Annotated in this window: 10 protein-coding genes and 3 tRNA genes; 11 read left to right on the top strand and 2 right to left on the bottom strand. The window is 65.4% G+C overall.

Annotated features, from left to right (window positions below; all coding sequences use genetic code 11):
* Positions 1-42 precede the first annotated feature (42 nt).
* Positions 43-1,791, top strand: coding sequence for an EAL domain-containing protein (locus tag U743_RS07860; protein WP_052367708.1), 1,749 nt, complete (start codon positions 43-45; stop codon positions 1,789-1,791).
* Here the strand turns inward: U743_RS07860 and U743_RS07855 are convergent.
* Positions 1,788-2,378, bottom strand: coding sequence for a CsiV family protein (locus U743_RS07855; protein WP_043767098.1), 591 nt, complete (start codon positions 2,376-2,378; stop codon positions 1,788-1,790). The genes U743_RS07860 and U743_RS07855 overlap by 4 nt on opposite strands.
* Positions 2,375-5,800, bottom strand: a complete 3,426-nt coding sequence (mfd, locus tag U743_RS07850) for a transcription-repair coupling factor (protein WP_043767096.1) — start codon at positions 5,798-5,800, stop codon at positions 2,375-2,377. Before mfd ends, U743_RS07855 begins: the two co-directional genes overlap by 4 nt.
* A 155-nt stretch (positions 5,801-5,955) precedes the next feature.
* Between mfd and U743_RS07845 the strand changes: the two genes are divergently transcribed.
* From U743_RS07845 to U743_RS07800, 10 genes are all read left to right on the top strand, one after another.
* Positions 5,956-6,040: transfer RNA gene (locus tag U743_RS07845), tRNA-Leu, on the top strand.
* 78 nt (positions 6,041-6,118) lie between these two features.
* Positions 6,119-7,447, top strand: coding sequence for a trigger factor (tig, locus tag U743_RS07840; protein WP_232226745.1), 1,329 nt, complete (start codon positions 6,119-6,121; stop codon positions 7,445-7,447).
* Positions 7,448-7,487: 40 nt separating this feature from the next.
* Positions 7,488-8,114, top strand: a complete 627-nt coding sequence (clpP, locus tag U743_RS07835) for an ATP-dependent Clp endopeptidase proteolytic subunit ClpP (RefSeq protein WP_043767093.1) — start codon at positions 7,488-7,490, stop codon at positions 8,112-8,114.
* A 105-nt stretch (positions 8,115-8,219) separates the two neighbouring features.
* Positions 8,220-9,488 (top strand): ATP-dependent Clp protease ATP-binding subunit ClpX, encoded by a 1,269-nt coding sequence (clpX, locus tag U743_RS07830; protein ID WP_043767090.1) that lies wholly within the window; start codon positions 8,220-8,222, stop codon positions 9,486-9,488.
* Between the two features lie 118 nt (positions 9,489-9,606).
* Complete coding sequence (lon, locus tag U743_RS07825; protein ID WP_043767088.1) at positions 9,607-12,000, top strand: endopeptidase La; 2,394 nt, start codon at positions 9,607-9,609, stop codon at positions 11,998-12,000.
* Positions 12,001-12,246: 246 nt separating this feature from the next.
* Positions 12,247-12,519, top strand: a complete 273-nt coding sequence (locus U743_RS07820) for an HU family DNA-binding protein (protein ID WP_043767085.1) — start codon at positions 12,247-12,249, stop codon at positions 12,517-12,519.
* A 25-nt stretch (positions 12,520-12,544) separates the two neighbouring features.
* A tRNA-Val gene (locus U743_RS07815) sits at positions 12,545-12,620 on the top strand.
* A 23-nt stretch (positions 12,621-12,643) separates the two neighbouring features.
* Positions 12,644-12,720, top strand: a tRNA-Asp gene (locus tag U743_RS07810).
* 107 nt (positions 12,721-12,827) lie between these two features.
* Positions 12,828-14,741, top strand: a complete 1,914-nt coding sequence (locus U743_RS07805; protein ID WP_052367707.1) for a SurA N-terminal domain-containing protein — start codon at positions 12,828-12,830, stop codon at positions 14,739-14,741.
* A 29-nt stretch (positions 14,742-14,770) separates the two neighbouring features.
* Positions 14,771-16,045, top strand: coding sequence for a dicarboxylate/amino acid:cation symporter (locus U743_RS07800; protein ID WP_043767083.1), 1,275 nt, complete (start codon positions 14,771-14,773; stop codon positions 16,043-16,045).
* The last annotated feature ends 101 nt before the right edge of the window (positions 16,046-16,146 follow it).

Raw genomic sequence — 16,146 nt, 5'->3', positions numbered from 1 at the left:
CAGCGGTGGTGTGCGCGTGCCGTAGGCGCGAGCATCGCCAGCATGAAGCCACTGGTCGACGCCTCTTCTGCGGAAAGTCTGGATGCGGTGGTGGACGGCATCATGCGTGCCGCCGTGGACGCGGTGATTGTCGTCGACGCGCAGCAGCGCATTCACGCGGTCTCGGAGACGGCAGCGCGTTGGCTCGATAGCGACAACGCTTCGCTGTGCGGCGAGGCACTTCCGGCGGTACTGCGCTTCGTCGAGGCTTCGCGGCTTGCCGCGGGGGCGCCGGTCTCGGATGCGCTGGTGGTCGAGCCCGTGCGCTGGGCGATCGAGCGCGGCTGGCGCGGTGAGAGCATGGATCACCTCTGCGCGGTCTTCAGCGGGCGTGCTCTACCGGTGCGGGCGCGCTTCGCCGCGTTGGCGGCTCCCGATGGCACGGTCTGTGGTGCGGTCTGCGCCATGAGCGACCTCTCGGCAGCCGCCGAAGCCGCGCGTGCACTGGATTTCGCGCGCGATCACGATCCCGTGACGGGGTTGCCGAATCGTGAGCACTTCGAGCGCAGCGTGACGGTCTGCGAGCTTGACGGGACTCCGCCCAATCGACCGTACTGGGTAGCCTATGCCGACGTGGACCGATTTCGCCTGATCAATGACGCGGCCGGTCATATCGCGGGCGATGCGCTGCTGCGCGCTGTGGCCGGGACGATGCGTGGCGTGCTGCGCTCCGGCGACCAGCTCGCACGCATCGGCGGGGACGAATTTGGCATCTTCATCCAGCCCTGCTCGCGTCGCGAGGCGGGTGTTTTGCTGCAGCGATTGTCCGATGCCGCTGGCGGACTGCAATTCAGCTGGCAGGGTCGCGACCTGCCTTCGACCATCACCATCGGCGCGGCGCCGCTGTCGAGCACGAGCCGCGATGTGCAATCGGTGATGCGCCTGGCCGAGCGCGCGCGCTTTGAGGCCAAGGAGAGCGGGCGCGGTCAGGTGGCTTTCGCCAACGAAAGCTATGCGGCCGGCCAGCACGACGCGGAGGTGGCCTCGGTCTCGCGCGTGCTGTCGGCGCTGGATGACGGCCGCTTTCTGCTGCACAGCCAGGACGTGCAACCGGTCAGCGGCGAGCCGCGGGCGGTCTATCGCGAGCTGCTTGTGCGTATGCGCGATGACGACGGTCGGATGGTCCCGCCGGGAGATTTCATTCCGGGCGCCGAGCGCTACTTTCTGATGGACGCGATCGACCGCTGGGTGGTGGATGCTGCGCTGAAGGCCATCGAGTCGATGCCGGACGATGGTGTGCTGCATGCGGTCAATCTCAGCGGCCAGTCGCTGAGCAACCCCAGCTTCCGCGATTGGCTGATTGAGCGTCTGGAGGCTCGCTCCTGCCTGCGCCGTCGGCTGTGCTTCGAAGTGACCGAGACCGCCGCCGTGCGTCAGCTCGGGGTTGCGCGCATCTTCTTCGAGCAGCTCAGCCGCATGGGGGTACAGCTCGCGCTTGATGACTTTGGTGTCGGAATGTCCTCCTTCGGCTATCTCAGTTCGCTGCCGGTGCGCTACCTCAAGATCGATGGCAGCTTCGTGCGTGACATCGCTGACAACGCCTTCAATGCCGAGGTCGTTCGGGCTATCGCTGATGTGGCGCGGGCGGCGGGTATGGTCTGCATCGCCGAGCATGTCGAGGACCGGGCGATGCTGCCGCAGCTGGCAGGGCTGGGTGTGCATCTGGCGCAGGGTTGGGGTGTGGCGCGGGAGGTCGAGTTTCCAGCCAGGTCCGCCGGTGAAGTCGCCGCTCCGGGGCTTGCGACGGGCTAGTTCTGCGTGCCCTCGACGCGTTGGATTTCCACGAGCAGGCCGAGTCGCGCGCTATCGATGTAGTGCAGCGTCTCCGAGCGCATGCGTCGCTGTTCGCGCAGCGGCCAGCTGCGCACTAACGCGCCCGTGTCGCTGCGCTCGCTCCAGCGCAGATCCGCGTCGAGATGCAGATAACGACGCAGCGTGAGTCGCAGGGTGCCTTCGAGTTGGCGCACGGGCTCGCCATCCAGCGAAAGCAGCGGCTGCCCATGGCGCAGCAGCAGCGTTGGCCCGCCGCGCTGCGGCGGGTTGCGCTGCAGCCAGGACAGGCGCAGCAGTGGACGGAAGGCGGTGGCGTTCTGCAGGCCGCGCCACTGCGCGCTTAGGCGCGAGTTCTCGGGCGACAGGATGCGGATGCCGTTGGCCTCGAGCCGGGTTCGCTCGTCGAGCGGAATGGCCTCTTCCGCGTCCAACGGGCCCGGCGCCGTTCCGGCTTCGTCGCCGGCAAACTCCTCATGCGCGAAGATCAGCAGGTCCACGCGCCAGTCGTCGGCGTGCGCGAGGTTTGCGGCGCAGGCGAGCAGCGCCCCCGTCAGCAGTCTTTTCATGCGTCTAGGGTAGCAGGCGACCGTCCCGAGCCGGCGGCCTCGCGACGGGTGCCGGTGAGGGTCTGCAGTACCTCGCGCGCATGCGCGGCCCGCGCGGCGCCGTCCTCGGCCGGTTGACGATGGATGAGACGGTTCTCGCCCTCCATGCGCCACGCGCGGGGGTCGGACTGGACCAGACCGATGATCGCAACCGGATCCAGCGGATTGTCGCTGCCGAAGTCGATGCTGAGCGAGCTGTCACCGACGCGCAGCTGCGTGATGCCAAGTGCCCGCGCGGCAATGCGCAGCCCGGCATTGGCAAATAGGTTCTCGGCGGCTTCAGGCAGAGCCCCGAAGCGGTCGATGGTCTCGCTCTTGAGCGCGTCGACCGCCGCGGTGTCCTCGCACGCTGTCAGCCGCTGGTAGAGGGCGAGGCGGGTGTGCACGTCGGGGACGTAGTCCTCCGGCATGAGCGCGCTGGTACCGAGATCGATGTGGCAGTCGCTGCCGGCGAGTTCGCTGTCCTCCAGTGCGCCGCTTCTGACTGCTTTGACGGCGCGCTCCAGAAGATCGGCGTAGAGAGTAAAGCCGACTTCCTCGATCTGGCCGGACTGCTCGTCGCCGAGCAGCTCGCCGGCGCCGCGAATCTCCAGGTCGTGTGTGGCGAGCTGGAAGCCGGAACCGAGATCGCCGAGGTTCTCGATGGCCTCCAGGCGTTTCTCGGCGTCGCCCGCCAGCGCACTGCGCGACGGTACCAGCAGGTAGGCATAGGCGCGATGGTGGCTGCGACCGACGCGGCCGCGCAGCTGATGCAGCTGGGCCAGGCCGAAGGTATCGGCGCGGTCGATGACGATGGTGTTGGCGTTGGGCACGTCGATGCCGGACTCGACGATGGTGGTGCAACAGAGCACATCGAAGCGATGGTGATAGAAGTCCAGCATCACCTGCTCCAGCTCGCGGGTGCGCATCTGGCCGTGGGCGACGCGGATGCGCGCCTCAGGCACGAGCTTGCGCAGGTCGGCCGCTACGCGTTCGATGTCCTTGACCTGGTTGTGCAGGTAGTAGATCTGACCGCCGCGCTTGAGCTCGCGCAGCAGCGCTTCCTGCACCAGCGCCTGCTCCCAGTCGGCGACGAAGGTCTTGATCGCCATGCGGCCCTCGGGCGGGGTGGCGATGATGGAGAGATCGCGCAGTCCGGCCAGCGACATGTTCAGCGTGCGCGGAATGGGTGTGGCGGTCAGTGTCAGCAGGTCGACCTGCGCGCGCATGGCCTTGAGCTTCTCCTTGTGGCGCACGCCGAAACGGTGCTCCTCGTCGACGATGACCAGGCCCAGGTGGTCGAAGCGCACATCGGGCTGCAGCAGGCGGTGCGTGCCGATGAGGATGTCGATCTTGCCGGCGGCGGTATCGGCCAGCATGGTCTTCAGCTCCTTTTCGCCGCGCAGGCGCGAGGCGGCGGCGATGCGCACCGGCATGCCGGCGAATCGGTCGCAGAAGTTCTTGTAGTGCTGCTGGGCGAGCAGGGTCGTGGGTACCAGCACGCAGACCTGGCGGTTGCTGGTCACCGCCGCGAAGGCCGCGCGCAGTGCTACCTCGGTCTTGCCGAAGCCGACGTCACCACAGACGACGCGGTCCATGGGAGTGGCGGCCGCCATGTCGGCCAGAACCGCTTCGATGGCCGACTGCTGGTCGGCTGTGGTGTCGAAGGGGAAGTCCTCGCAGAAGGCGGCGTAGTCGTCTGGCTCGACCTGCATAACGCTGCCGGCGGTAGCTGCGCGGCGGGCCTGCACCTGTAGCAACTCGGCGGCTACGTCGAAGGCGCGCTTCTTGGCGCGGGCAGTGGCTTTCTTCCAGCGTTCGCTGCCCAGTCCGTGCAGTGGCGCGGCCTCGTCCTCGGCGCCGGTGTAACGATGGACCAGATTGAGCTGGCCCACCGGCACATAGATGCGGTCGCCCTTGGCGTACTCGATGATCAAGTATTCGGTGGACACGCCGCCGGCATCCAGCGTGGTCAGACCCTGATAGCGGCCGACGCCGTGCTCGACGTGCACCACCGGGCTGCCCGGATTCAGCGCCGAGAGATCGCGCAGCAGCGTATCCGGGTCGCGCACGCGCGCTCGCGGTCGGGATACCTGGGCGCGCAGGCCGAAGATCTGCGTCTCGGCCAGGATCAGCGTGCCGTCGGCCAGCCGCAGCGACTGCTGCAGCGGTCCCTGGGCGATGCAGATGCGGCCAGGGCCCTGCAGGAAGTCCGCCCAATCGGCGCAATGCCGGGCCTCCATGCCCTGCGGCTTCAGCCAGTCCTGCACCGCCTGCACGCGTCCGGGCGACTCTGCGACCAGCAAGGAGCGTGGTGCTTTCCCCAGCGCCGCGGCTAGATCGGCCTGATCGCCCTCCAGTGTCTCAGTCTGCTGTGGGGAGGCGTCGTCCCCGGAAAGGACGCGAGCCTGCCCGTCCAGTGCCTGGAACAGCGGCTCCGGGCCGCGAAAGAGGTCGGCGGGTGCCATCAGCGGACGCTCGATGTTGCCGCTGTAGCGCTCGTGGCGTTCGTGGATCTGCTGCCACTGTTCCTCGAATACGCGTTCGACTTCCGGTGGCAGGCAGAGCACAGCGCCATCGGGCAGATAGGCCTCCAGAGTGGTCGTCTGCTCGAAGAAGAGCGGCATGTAGGCTTCGATGCCGGCCGGCATGATGCCGCGGCTGACCGATTCGTAGACCTTGGAGCGGCTCGGATCGCCACTGAAGTAAGCACGATAGTTGCGCCGGAAGCGCTCGATGGCTTCGGCGTCGGTGGGGAATTCGCGGGCCGGCAGCAGATCGATGGCCGCGACCCGCTCGGTGGAGCGCTGCGTTTCCGGATCGAAGCAGCGAATGGATTCGACTTCTTCGTCGAAAAGATCGATGCGGTAGGCGCGGTTGCTGCCCATGGGGAAGAGGTCGACCAGCGCGCCGCGCAGCGCGAACTCGCCCTGTGTCTGCACCTCGGAAACCGAGCTGTAACCGGCGGCGACCAGCTGGGCGCGGAAGGCCTGCGGGTCCAGGCGGTCGCCTTCGGCCAGGCGCAGGCGGCGGGCGGCCAGCCAGTCGTGCGGCGGCAGGCGCAGCAGCAGCGATTCGGTGGTGGTTACGACGATGCCGCGCGTCATGCCGGGCAGGGCGGCCAGCGCCGCCATGCGGTCCGAGACCAGCTCCTGATGTGGCGAGAAGGCGTCGTAGGGCAGCACCTCCGTGTCGGGCAGATGCCGGATGGGCAAGCCTTCGCCAGCGAAGAAGCGCAGTTCGGACTCCAGCCGGTAGGCTTCGCTTTCGTTGGCGCAGACAACGATCAGTGGCGTGCCGTCAACGGCGTGCTCGCAGAGGGCCAGCGCCTGGGCAACCTCGGGCAGGCGCGGCCATTTCACTCGCAGCGAACGGGCATCGGGCAGCGGCAGGCGGGGAATCATCGGCTCTGGCGGCTTGTCGGACACGGGCGGCGCGGCCGGAAAACGGGGGCGCGGATTATGTCACGCTCCTCGGACTACCGATCGGGCGGCACGGACAGCGCTGATATACTGGCTGATCAAAGCCGGAAGCCCTGGAGCGGTCGGCTATCAGACACGCGAAAGTGGCGGAATTGGTAGACGCACTGGTTTTAGGTACCAGCGCCGCAAGGCGTGCGAGTTCGAGTCTCGCCTTTCGCACCAGTTTTCGCTACCGCCGGATGTGCCACAGGGCGCGTCCGGCGGCCTTTCGAGCAGATTCATCATCACCAACAGGATCGGATGAGCATGGAAGTGGAGTTGCAGAACCCGGGTGGCCTTCAGCGCGTGCTGCGCGTCTCGGTGCCGGCAGAGCGTTTCGACAATGCTGTTGACAAGCGCCTGCGCCAGCTCGGCACACGCGCCAAAGTGCCCGGCTTCCGCCCCGGCAAGGCTCCGCTCAAGGTTGTTCGCCAGCAGTACGGCGAACAGGCCCGGGCCGACGCCATCAGCGAGATCGTGCGCGAGACCTGGCCGGAAGCCATGCAGCAGGCCGAGGTCAGCCCGGCCGGTCAGCCCAGCTTCGAAGTGGCCGACGAGACGCAGGGGCAGCCACTGGTCTACAGCGCCAGCTTCGAGGTCTATCCCGAGATCACGCTGGCCGATCTGGAGAAGGTCGCCGTTGAGCGCCCGGTGGCCGAGGTCACGGATGAGGATGTCGATCGGCTGGTCGAGAACCTGCGTCAATCGAAGCGCCGGCTGGAAACCGTGCCGCGCGCTGCGGCCGAAGGCGACAGCGTGCGCATCGACTTTGTCGGCCGCATGGATGGCGAGGCGTTCAACGGCGGTTCCGGCGAGAATCAGGAAGTCGAGATTGGCGCAGGCAAGTTCCTGCCGGATCTGGAGCAGGGCCTGATCGGCCACGCCGCCGGCGAGGAATTCGACGTCACGCTGACCTTCCCAGAGGACTATCAGGCCGAGGATCTGCGCGGTCGCGAGGCGGTCTTCTCGGTGAGCATGAAGGAAGTCAACGAGGTCCAGCTGCCGGAAATTGACTCTGAGTTCCTGCAGGCCCACAGCGTCGATCCAGAAGCTGGCCTTGAAGGTCTGCGCACGAAGTGCCGCGAGGCGCTGGAGCGCGAGCAGAAGAAGGCCTCGCGCAACAAGCTCAAGGCGGCGGTCATGGATCAGCTGCTCGAGATGCACGAGTTTGATGTGCCACAGGCCATGGTCAACGACGAGATCGGCCGGCTGCGCCAAGAGACGGCAGAGCGTTTCAACGCCGCGCAGCTATCGGCCGAGCAGCTGCAGCAGATGATCCCGGACGAGCTGCTGCAGCCGCAGGGTAGCCGCCGCGTGTCGCTGGGCCTGCTGTTGGGTGAGCTGATTCGTCAGCACAACATCGAGCTGGATGAAGCGCGTTTCGAGCAGACCCTCGACGAGCTTGCGTCTGAGTACGACGAGCCCGAAAAGGTCAAGCAGCATTACCGTTCGCAACCACAGATGCTGCAGGGCATTCGTGCCATGGTGATCGAGGAGCAGGTCATCGACCATGTCCTGGCCTCCGCCACCGTTACCGACAAGACCGTTCCGTTGCAGGAACTTCTCAATCAACAGGGCGGGCAGCAGTAAGCTCTGACCCTGCCGCCTTCATCCCTTCCAGGAGACACGAATGACCGATTCCGTGCGCGCCCAGCACCTCGTTCCGATGGTGGTCGAGCAGAGCCCCCGGGGCGAGCGCTCCTTCGATATCTTTTCGCGCCTGCTGCGCGAGCGCGTCATCTTCATCACCGGCGGCATCGACGACCACGTCGCCAATCTGGTGGTGGCCCAGCTGCTCTTCCTGGAGTCGGACAACCCCGAGAAGGACATCCACGTCTACATCAACTCGCCGGGTGGCGTGGTGACGGCGGGGCTGTCGATTCTCGACACCATGCGTTTTATCAAGCCGGACGTGGCCACAATGTGCGTCGGCCAGGCTGCGAGCATGGGTTCGCTGCTGCTGGCCGCGGGTGCCAAGGGTAAGCGCTATGCGCTACCGCATTCGCGCGTGATGATCCACCAGCCGCACGGCGGTGCCCAGGGCCAGGCCTCGGACATCGAGATCCAGGCGCGCGAGATCCTCTATCTGCGCGGTCGGCTCAACGAGATCCTCGCCGAGTGCACGGGCCAGGCGGTCGAGACCATCGAGCGCGACAGCAACCGCGATTTCTTCATGTCCGCGGAGCAGGCGAAGGATTACGGCGTTATCGATACGATCATGACGGAGCGCGTGGCAGCGGCTGAGGGCAACCGCTGATCGGCCATTCCGGCCGGTCCGGACGGTATGTGCACGGGTTTTGCAAGGCGGTAGCGGCATGCTAATAATGGAATTAGCCCGGGATCGGGCAGTCAGAGGTTAATCATGAGCAACGACAATCGCGGAACCGCCAACGGCCGGGTGCTCTACTGCTCCTTCTGCGGTAAGAGCGAGCACGAAGTGCGCAAGCTCATTGCGGGCCCGTCGGTGTACATCTGCGACGAGTGTGTCGATCTGTGCAACGACATCATCCGCGAGGAGGTGCAGGCGCGGCCGCAGCATGCCGGCCTGCCCAAGCCGCAGGAGATCCGCTCCGTGCTGGACGAGTACGTCATCGGCCAGGAGCAGGCCAAGAAGATTCTCTCGGTCGCGGTCTACAACCATTACAAGCGTCTGAACAGCAAGGACGACAAGGACGAGATCGAACTCTCGAAGTCGAACATCCTGCTGATCGGCCCGACCGGATCGGGCAAGACCTTGCTGGCCGAGACCCTGGCGCGGCTGCTGGATGTGCCCTTCGCCATCGCTGATGCGACCACGCTGACCGAGGCGGGCTATGTCGGTGAAGACGTCGAGAACATCATTCAGCGACTGCTGCAAAAGTGCGACTACGACGTCGACAAGGCGCAGCGCGGGATCATCTACATCGACGAGATCGACAAGATCTCGCGCAAGGCCGAGAACCCCTCCATTACTCGCGATGTATCGGGCGAAGGCGTGCAGCAGGCGCTGCTCAAGCTGATCGAAGGCACCACCGCCAGCATCCCGCCGCAGGGTGGCCGCAAGCATCCGCAGCAGGAATTCCTGCAGGTCGATACCTCCGGCATCCTCTTCATCTGCGGCGGTGCCTTCTCGGGCCTGGAGCGGGTCGTTCAGAACCGCACCGAGCGCGCCGGCATCGGCTTCGGGGCACATGTGCGCAGCGCCGTGGAAGGACGCGACACCTCGCTGCTGCGCGGTGTCGAGCCGGAGGATCTGGTCAGCTATGGGCTGATTCCGGAATTCGTCGGCCGTCTGCCGGTAGCGGCGGTGCTCGAGGAGCTGGACGAAGAGGCGCTGGTGACCATCCTGCGCGAGCCGAAGAACGCGCTCGTCAAGCAGTACAGCAAGCTCTTCGAGATGGAGAATGTCGAGCTGGAATTCCGCGACGAGGCGCTGAGCGCCATCGCCAAGAATGCGCGCGAGCGAGGCACCGGCGCGCGCGGTCTGCGTACGATCCTGGAGAAGATCCTGCTCGACGTGATGTACGACCTGCCAAGTATGGAGAACGTCTCCAAGGTGGTGGTCGACGACGCGGTCGTGCGGGGCGAGTCCAAGCCCTATATCGTTTACGAGAACAACGACGCCCAGCGCGACGTCAAGTCCAGCGCCTGACGGGCGGGGTAGGCGGGCACTTGAAAATGCCCGCTTCCGCCCCGATCTACAGCGACGGAGCTCCACTGACGGCGCCCTTGGGGCGCCGTCTTCGTTTTGATGACGAGGTAATGCGGTCATGAGCAGCAGCCAAGAATCCAACACCCCCGTCCTGCCACTGCGCGACGTGGTGGTCTATCCGCACATGGCGATCCCGCTCTTCGTCGGGCGCGAGAAGTCCATCGCCGCGCTGTCGGCGGCCATGCAGGATGACAAGCGCATCCTGCTGGTGGCTCAGCGCACAGCCGACAAGGACGACCCGGGCGCCGAGGACCTCTACGAGGTCGGCACTCTGGCCAGCGTGCTGCAGATGCTGAAGCTCCCCGACGGCACCGTGAAGGTGCTGGTCGAGGGCGCGCAGCGCGCGCGCATCCAGGAACTCGGCGCGGGAGGCGACTATCTGCAGGCCGATATCGAGCTGCTCGACGAGGATGACAGTGCCAGCGAGGGGCGCGAAACCGACGCGCTGATGCGCTCGACGGTGGCGCTCTTCGAGCAGTACATCAAATTGAACAAGAAGGTGCCGGCCGAGCTGCTGCCCTCGCTGAGCGCCATGGATCAGCCCGGCCGACTGGCCGACACCATTGCCGCGCATCTGAATCTCAAGCTCGAGGACAAGCAGGCCGTGCTCGAGGTCGGCGGCGCGCATGCCCGGCTCGAGCATGTGCTCGCCGCGCTGGAGGGCGAGATCGACACGCTGCAGATCGAGAAAAAGATCCGCGGACGGGTCAAGTCACAGATGGAGAAGTCCCAGCGCGAGTACTACCTCAACGAGCAGATGAAGGCGATCCAGAAGGAGCTGGGCGAGGGTGAGGATGGCTCCAACGAGTTGGAGGAGCTGGGTAACAAGATCGAAAAGGCCGGCATGCCCAAGGCCGTCAAGACCAAGGCGCTGGCCGAGTACAACAAGCTGAAGATGATGTCGCCGATGTCGGCCGAGGCCACCGTCGTGCGTAACTACCTGGACTGGCTGGTGCAGGTGCCCTGGAAGAAGCGCAGCCGCACGCGCATCGACCTGGACAAGGCTCAGGAGATCCTCGACCGCGACCACTACGGCCTTGAGAAGGTCAAGGAGCGCATCATCGAGTATCTGGCCGTGCAGAGCCGCGTCAAGAAGCTCAAAGGCCCCATCCTGTGCCTCGTCGGGCCGCCTGGCGTGGGCAAGACCTCGTTGGGCCGTTCAGTGGCCGAAGCGGTCAACCGCAAGTTCACGCGCATGAGCCTGGGTGGCGTGCGCGACGAAGCCGAGATCCGCGGCCACCGCCGCACCTACATCGGGTCGCTGCCCGGCAAGATCGTGCAGAACCTCGCCAAGACCGGCAAGAAGAATCCGCTCTTCCTGCTCGACGAGGTCGACAAGATGGCCATGGACTTCCGCGGCGATCCCAGCTCGGCGCTGCTGGAGGTGCTGGACCCCGAGCAGAACAGCACCTTCAACGATCACTATCTAGAGGTCGACATCGACCTCTCGGACGTGATGTTCATCTGCACCGCCAATACGCTGAATATCCCGCCGGCGCTGCTCGACCGCATGGAGGTCATCCGCATCCCCGGTTATACCGAGGACGAGAAGGTCAATATCGCCAGGACCTATCTGCTGCCCAAGCAGATCGAGTCCAACGGCCTGCACGAGGGCGAGCTGGCCGTCACGGACGGCGCGCTGCGCGCCATCGTGCGCCACTACACCCGTGAGGCCGGTGTGCGCAATCTGGAACGCGAGGTCAGCAAGATCGCGCGCAAGGTCGTCAAGGAGCTGCTTTCGAGCACGCAGAAGAAGCGTGTGCGCGTGACCGAGAAGAACATCGACAAGTATCTCGGCGTGCGCCAGTTCCGCTACGGCCTCGCCGAAGAGAAGAATGCGATCGGCCAGGTTACGGGGCTGGCCTGGACCGAGGTGGGCGGCGAGCTGCTGACCATCGAGGCAGCGCTGTCACCGGGCAAGGGCAAGCTCACGCAAACCGGCAGCCTGGGCAACGTCATGCAGGAGTCGGTACAGGCGGCGCTCACTGTCGTGCGCGGCCGTGCGCCGGCACTCGGCATCCCGTCGGATTTTTACACCAACAATGATGTGCACGTGCACGTGCCCGAGGGAGCGACCCCCAAGGACGGCCCAAGCGCCGGTGTCGGTATGTGCACGGCGCTAGTCTCCGCGCTGACACGCATTCCGGTGCGCGCCGACGTCGCCATGACGGGTGAGATCACGCTGCGCGGTGAGGTGCTGCCCATCGGCGGTCTCAAAGAGAAGCTGCTCGCCGCGCACCGTGGCGGCATCCAGACCGTGTTGATCCCGCAGGAGAACGAGAAGGATCTCGCCGAGATCCCCGACAACATCAAGGGCTCGCTCGACATCCGGCCGGTGCGCTGGATCGACGAGGTCATTGCGGTGGCTCTGGAACGCGTTCCAGAGCCACTTGCCGAGGGTGCTCCGGCGGCCGACTCGCCGGCTGCGGCAGACGCGGCGCGCGCCCATTAGATGTTGCGGCACGGGCAAGCGATGGCTGCAAGCGCGGAACCCGATGCGCGTGTCGCCCATCTACCGACACCATGCGGCAGCGCGGTCGTCATTTTTTTGGCATGATCCTTCGCCATGGCGTTGACGGTCCAGCAGGCCGCGTGCGATAACAGCTGTGCCGTTTCGCACGCCTCCACGGGCCCGCCATTCGCGAGTCACAGGCTGTGCTTTTTTTGACTACCAAGACCATCGAGGGGATCTTTCAAGATGAATAAGTCGGAACTGATTGACGCGGTTGCCGCGAGTGCGGATCTTTCCAAGGCTGATGCCGGGCGCGCGGTTGACGCGACGATCGAATCCTTGACCAAGGCGATGAAGAAGGGCGACAAGGTTTCGCTTGTCGGCTTCGGTACGTTCGAAGTGCGCGAGCGCGCTGCCCGCACTGGCCGCAACCCGAAGACGGGTGCCACGCTGAAGATCAAGGCAAGCAAAACTCCGGCCTTCAAGGCTGGCAAAGCGCTCAAGGACGCTGTAAACTAAGCGTCTTATCGGGGCTGCCTGTAAGGGGTGCTTAGCTCAGCTGGTAGAGCGTCGCCCTTACAAGGCGAATGTCGGCGGTTCGATCCCGTCAGCACCCACCAAGCCCCGATTCCTGGGTTAACGCGGAGCGGTAGTTCAGTCGGTTAGAATGCCGGCCTGTCACGCCGGAGGTCGCGGGTTCGAGTCCCGTCCGCTCCGCCAATTCCTGCAAGGGCGCCGCATCTGTGGCGCCTTTGTTGTTTCTGGCTTCGAGTTTCCCGCGGCAGCGTCCAATGATGCGCGTGCCGCGTTCTGCCTAGAGAGAATCCATGCTGCAGTCACTGCGTGATCGAACGTCCGGCCTGGTGGCCTGGTTCATCGTCGGCTTGTTGATCATTCCCTTCGCTTTTTTCGGCATCGAGCAGTTCGCGACCGGTAATCCGGATCCGGAGATCGCGACCGTGGGCGATGAAGAAATCACGATGCGGGAGTTCCGCAACGCCTACAACCAGCGCTATCAGCGGCTGATCCGGATGCTGGGCGAGGATTTCGACGTCAGTCAGCTCGATCAAGGCGCGCTGCGCGAAGGTGTGCTGGAGAGCATGATTCAGGAGAAGGCGCGCTTGCAGTATGCCGAGCGGCAGGGCTGGCGCACCAGCGATCAGGCCGTCGTCGACTTCCTGAAGAGTGTGCCCGCCTTCCAACAGGACGGCCGCTTTTCCAGCGAGCGCTATCGCCAGCTATTGGCACAGCAGGGCATGGACCCGCAGCGCTACGAGCGGCAGCTGCGAGAAGGCTTGCGTGCTGAGCAGTTGCGCAATGCCGTGGTGAGTTCCGCTTTCGTGGTGCCGAAGGAGGCCGAGCGCGTGGGCGCGCTGCGCAGCCAGCGTCGTGATTTCGATTATGTGCGCGTGCCGGTATCGCGTTATCTCGGCGAATCCGAGCCCGAGGAAGCCGCCGTGCGCGAAGCCTACGAGGCCGAGCGCGACCGCTGGCAAGTTCCGGAGCGCGTGCGACTCGCCTACCTGGAGATCGATCGCGAGAATCTTGCCAGCGAGCAGGCGATGCCCGAAGAGAGCGTGCTGCGACGCATCTACGAGGCGGAAGCCGAGAGCCGTTTCTCCGAGCCGGAGCGCCGGCGCGTACGCCACATCCTCGTGGAAGGCGAGGGTGCGCGCGCGAAGCTGGAAGAAGCCGCTCAGCGCATCGCCGATGGCGCTGACTTCGGCGAAGTCGCGGCTGAGCTGTCCGACGATCCGGGATCGGCCGAAGAGGGCGGTAGCCTGGGCTGGGTTGAGCGTGGCGATATGGTGCCCGGCTTCGAGGAAGCGGCTTTCGCACTCGATGAAGGGGCCGTGAGCGATCCGGTGGAAAGCGAGTTCGGCTGGCATCTCATTCAGGTCGACGAGATCGAGGAATCCCGTACGCGCGGTTTTGAGGACGAGGAGGTGCAGGAGCGCTTGCTGCGCATCTACCGTGAGCGCGAAGCCGATGTGGTTTTCCGAGAGATCTACGAGACTGTCGAGCAGATCAGTTTCGAGCAGGCGGCTTCGCTTGAGCCTGCGGCCGAGGCAGCCGGCCTCGAGGTGCAGACAACGGAGTGGCTTCCCCGCGGGAGCGAGGAGGCTCTGCTCGCGCATCCGGAAGTCGCCGAAGCCGCTTTCAGCGAATCGCTGCGCGCTGGCGAGAACTCGCGTCCCATCGAGCTTGCACCGGGTCGCGTCGTCGTCATCCGGCAGGCCGAGTATCAGGAAGCGCGTGTGCGCGATTTCGAAGAGGTGCGCGAGGATGTGGCGTCTCGGCTGCGGCGCGAGCGCGCGCGCGAGCGCGCCATCGAGGTTGCCGAGCGAATGCTGGAGGGTCTGCGCGAGGGTGTCGAACTCTCCGCGCTTGCCGAGGAAGAGTCGCTCGAGCTGCGCACCGCAGAAGACGTGACACGAGGCAGCGGGGCATGGCAGGGCCGAATCCTGAGCGCGGTTTTCGCGATGCCGCGTCCGGCGCAGGCCGACGGTGTGGTCGCCCGCCGCGTGGATCCGGGTGATGACGGTATCGGCGTGCTACGGCTGCGTGCGGTTCATGACGGTGAAGCCGAAGGTATCGACGAAGGGCTTGCGCGCCGCCTGCGTGGTCGCGTGGCGGGGGCCGAGTTCGCCGGCGTGGAAAACCATATTGCCGAGGCCGTGACCGTGGAGCGCCAGCACAGCGCAGATGATCTTCCCGAACCGGAGGGCGCGCAGCGCTGATCGCGCGCGCCCAGCCCGGCTGATCGGCCATGCTCCGCCGACTTCCCGCCCTGCATTGGCAGATCGCTGCAGCGCTAGTGGCCGCGGTGCTGGCGGGATGGCTGCTCGCTGGGAACGCGACGTTTCTAACGGTTGCTGACTTTCTCGGCGAGCTTTTCCTCAACGCGCTGCGCATGCTTATCGTGCCGCTTATCGCGGCCTCGATGATGCAGGCGATGCTCAACCTTCCCGCTGCGAGCGCAGTAGGTCGGATGGGGCTACGGCTGCTGGGGTGGATCGGTCTGTCGACTTTGATGGCTGTGCTGGTCGGGCTGACGCTGGTGAACCTGCTACGTCCCGGCGTGATTGACGGCCAGCCGGCGGGGGATGTGCTCGGTCTCGACGCCGGCACCGAGCGCGTGGCCGAGCAGGTCGAGGGCGCTGCGACAGGCGATATGGCCGACATCTTCCTGCGTATGTTCCCGCCCAATATCGTCGAAGCGGCTGTCGAGAATCAGATGCTCGGGATCATCGTCTTCAGCCTGCTTTTCGGCTACTTCGCAACCCGGCTTGGCTCCGAACTCCGCGCCGCGCAGCAACGCTTCTGGCAGGGTACCTACGAAGTCATGCTGGGCATCACCGACCTGGTCATGCGCTTCGCGCCGATAGGCGTGTTCGCGCTGGTTGGCGCGACGGTAGCCCGAACCGGATGGGGCGCCTTCGGGCCGCTGATCCTCTTCTTCGCGTGCGTTGCCGGCGCTCTGCTCATTCATTTGTTGATCGTGTTGCCCGCGCTGCTGCGCGTACTTAGCGGAGTCGGCGGTCTGATGCATTTGCGCGCGATGATCCCGGCACTGCTCACCGCTTTCTCGACCAGTTCCTCGGCTGCGACGCTGCCGGTATCACTGGACTGCGTCCAGCGTCGAGCGGGTGTCTCCTCCACCACGGCCGGCTTCGTGCTGCCGCTGGGCGCGACTGTGAACATGAACGGCACAGCGCTCTACGAGTGCGCGGCGGTGCTCTTTATCGCGCAGGCCTACGGCCTGGAACTGAGCCTGATCAGCCAGGCGCTGGTCGTGCTGCTGGCACTGCTCACTTCGGTGGGGGTGGCCGGCGTGCCCTCGGCCAGCCTGGTCGCCATCGCCATGATTCTAGGCGCAGTGGGCTTGCCGCTGGAAGGTGTCGGTTTGATCCTGGCGGTGGATCGTGTCCTCGACATGATGCGCACTTCGGTCAACGTCTACAGCGATACCTGCGGTGCGGTCATCATCGCGCGGGCTGAAGGCGAGTCACCCTATTCCGGAACCTCTGGTCAGAGCGCTTGAGAGCCAAGAAAACATCACAGCTTCAGATTCAGAAGCCTTGCTCACCGAGCCAGGAAGTCAATCAGCATTAGCGTTGCCCTTCGGTGGTTGTGCGCCGACAT

The organism is Algiphilus aromaticivorans DG1253 (genome assembly GCF_000733765.1).
GTDB classification, from domain to species: Bacteria; Pseudomonadota; Gammaproteobacteria; order Nevskiales; family Nevskiaceae; genus Algiphilus; species Algiphilus aromaticivorans.
Note: the sequence above shows the minus strand (reverse complement) of the source record. Positions and strands in the feature narration are given on the sequence as shown.

Coding starts and splice junctions, on each gene's coding strand:
- lon (WP_043767088.1), top strand. CDS start 9,607: ATGAGCAGCAGCCAAGAATCCAACACCCCCGTCCTGCCACTGCGCGAC.
- clpX (WP_043767090.1), top strand. CDS start 8,220: ATGAGCAACGACAATCGCGGAACCGCCAACGGCCGGGTGCTCTACTGC.
- U743_RS07855 (WP_043767098.1), bottom strand. CDS start 2,378: ATGAAAAGACTGCTGACGGGGGCGCTGCTCGCCTGCGCCGCAAACCTC.
- U743_RS07820 (WP_043767085.1), top strand. CDS start 12,247: ATGAATAAGTCGGAACTGATTGACGCGGTTGCCGCGAGTGCGGATCTT.
- clpP (WP_043767093.1), top strand. CDS start 7,488: ATGACCGATTCCGTGCGCGCCCAGCACCTCGTTCCGATGGTGGTCGAG.
- U743_RS07805 (WP_052367707.1), top strand. CDS start 12,828: ATGCTGCAGTCACTGCGTGATCGAACGTCCGGCCTGGTGGCCTGGTTC.
- mfd (WP_043767096.1), bottom strand. CDS start 5,800: ATGATTCCCCGCCTGCCGCTGCCCGATGCCCGTTCGCTGCGAGTGAAA.
- U743_RS07860 (WP_052367708.1), top strand. CDS start 43: ATGAAGCCACTGGTCGACGCCTCTTCTGCGGAAAGTCTGGATGCGGTG.
- tig (WP_232226745.1), top strand. CDS start 6,119: ATGAGCATGGAAGTGGAGTTGCAGAACCCGGGTGGCCTTCAGCGCGTG.
- U743_RS07800 (WP_043767083.1), top strand. CDS start 14,771: ATGCTCCGCCGACTTCCCGCCCTGCATTGGCAGATCGCTGCAGCGCTA.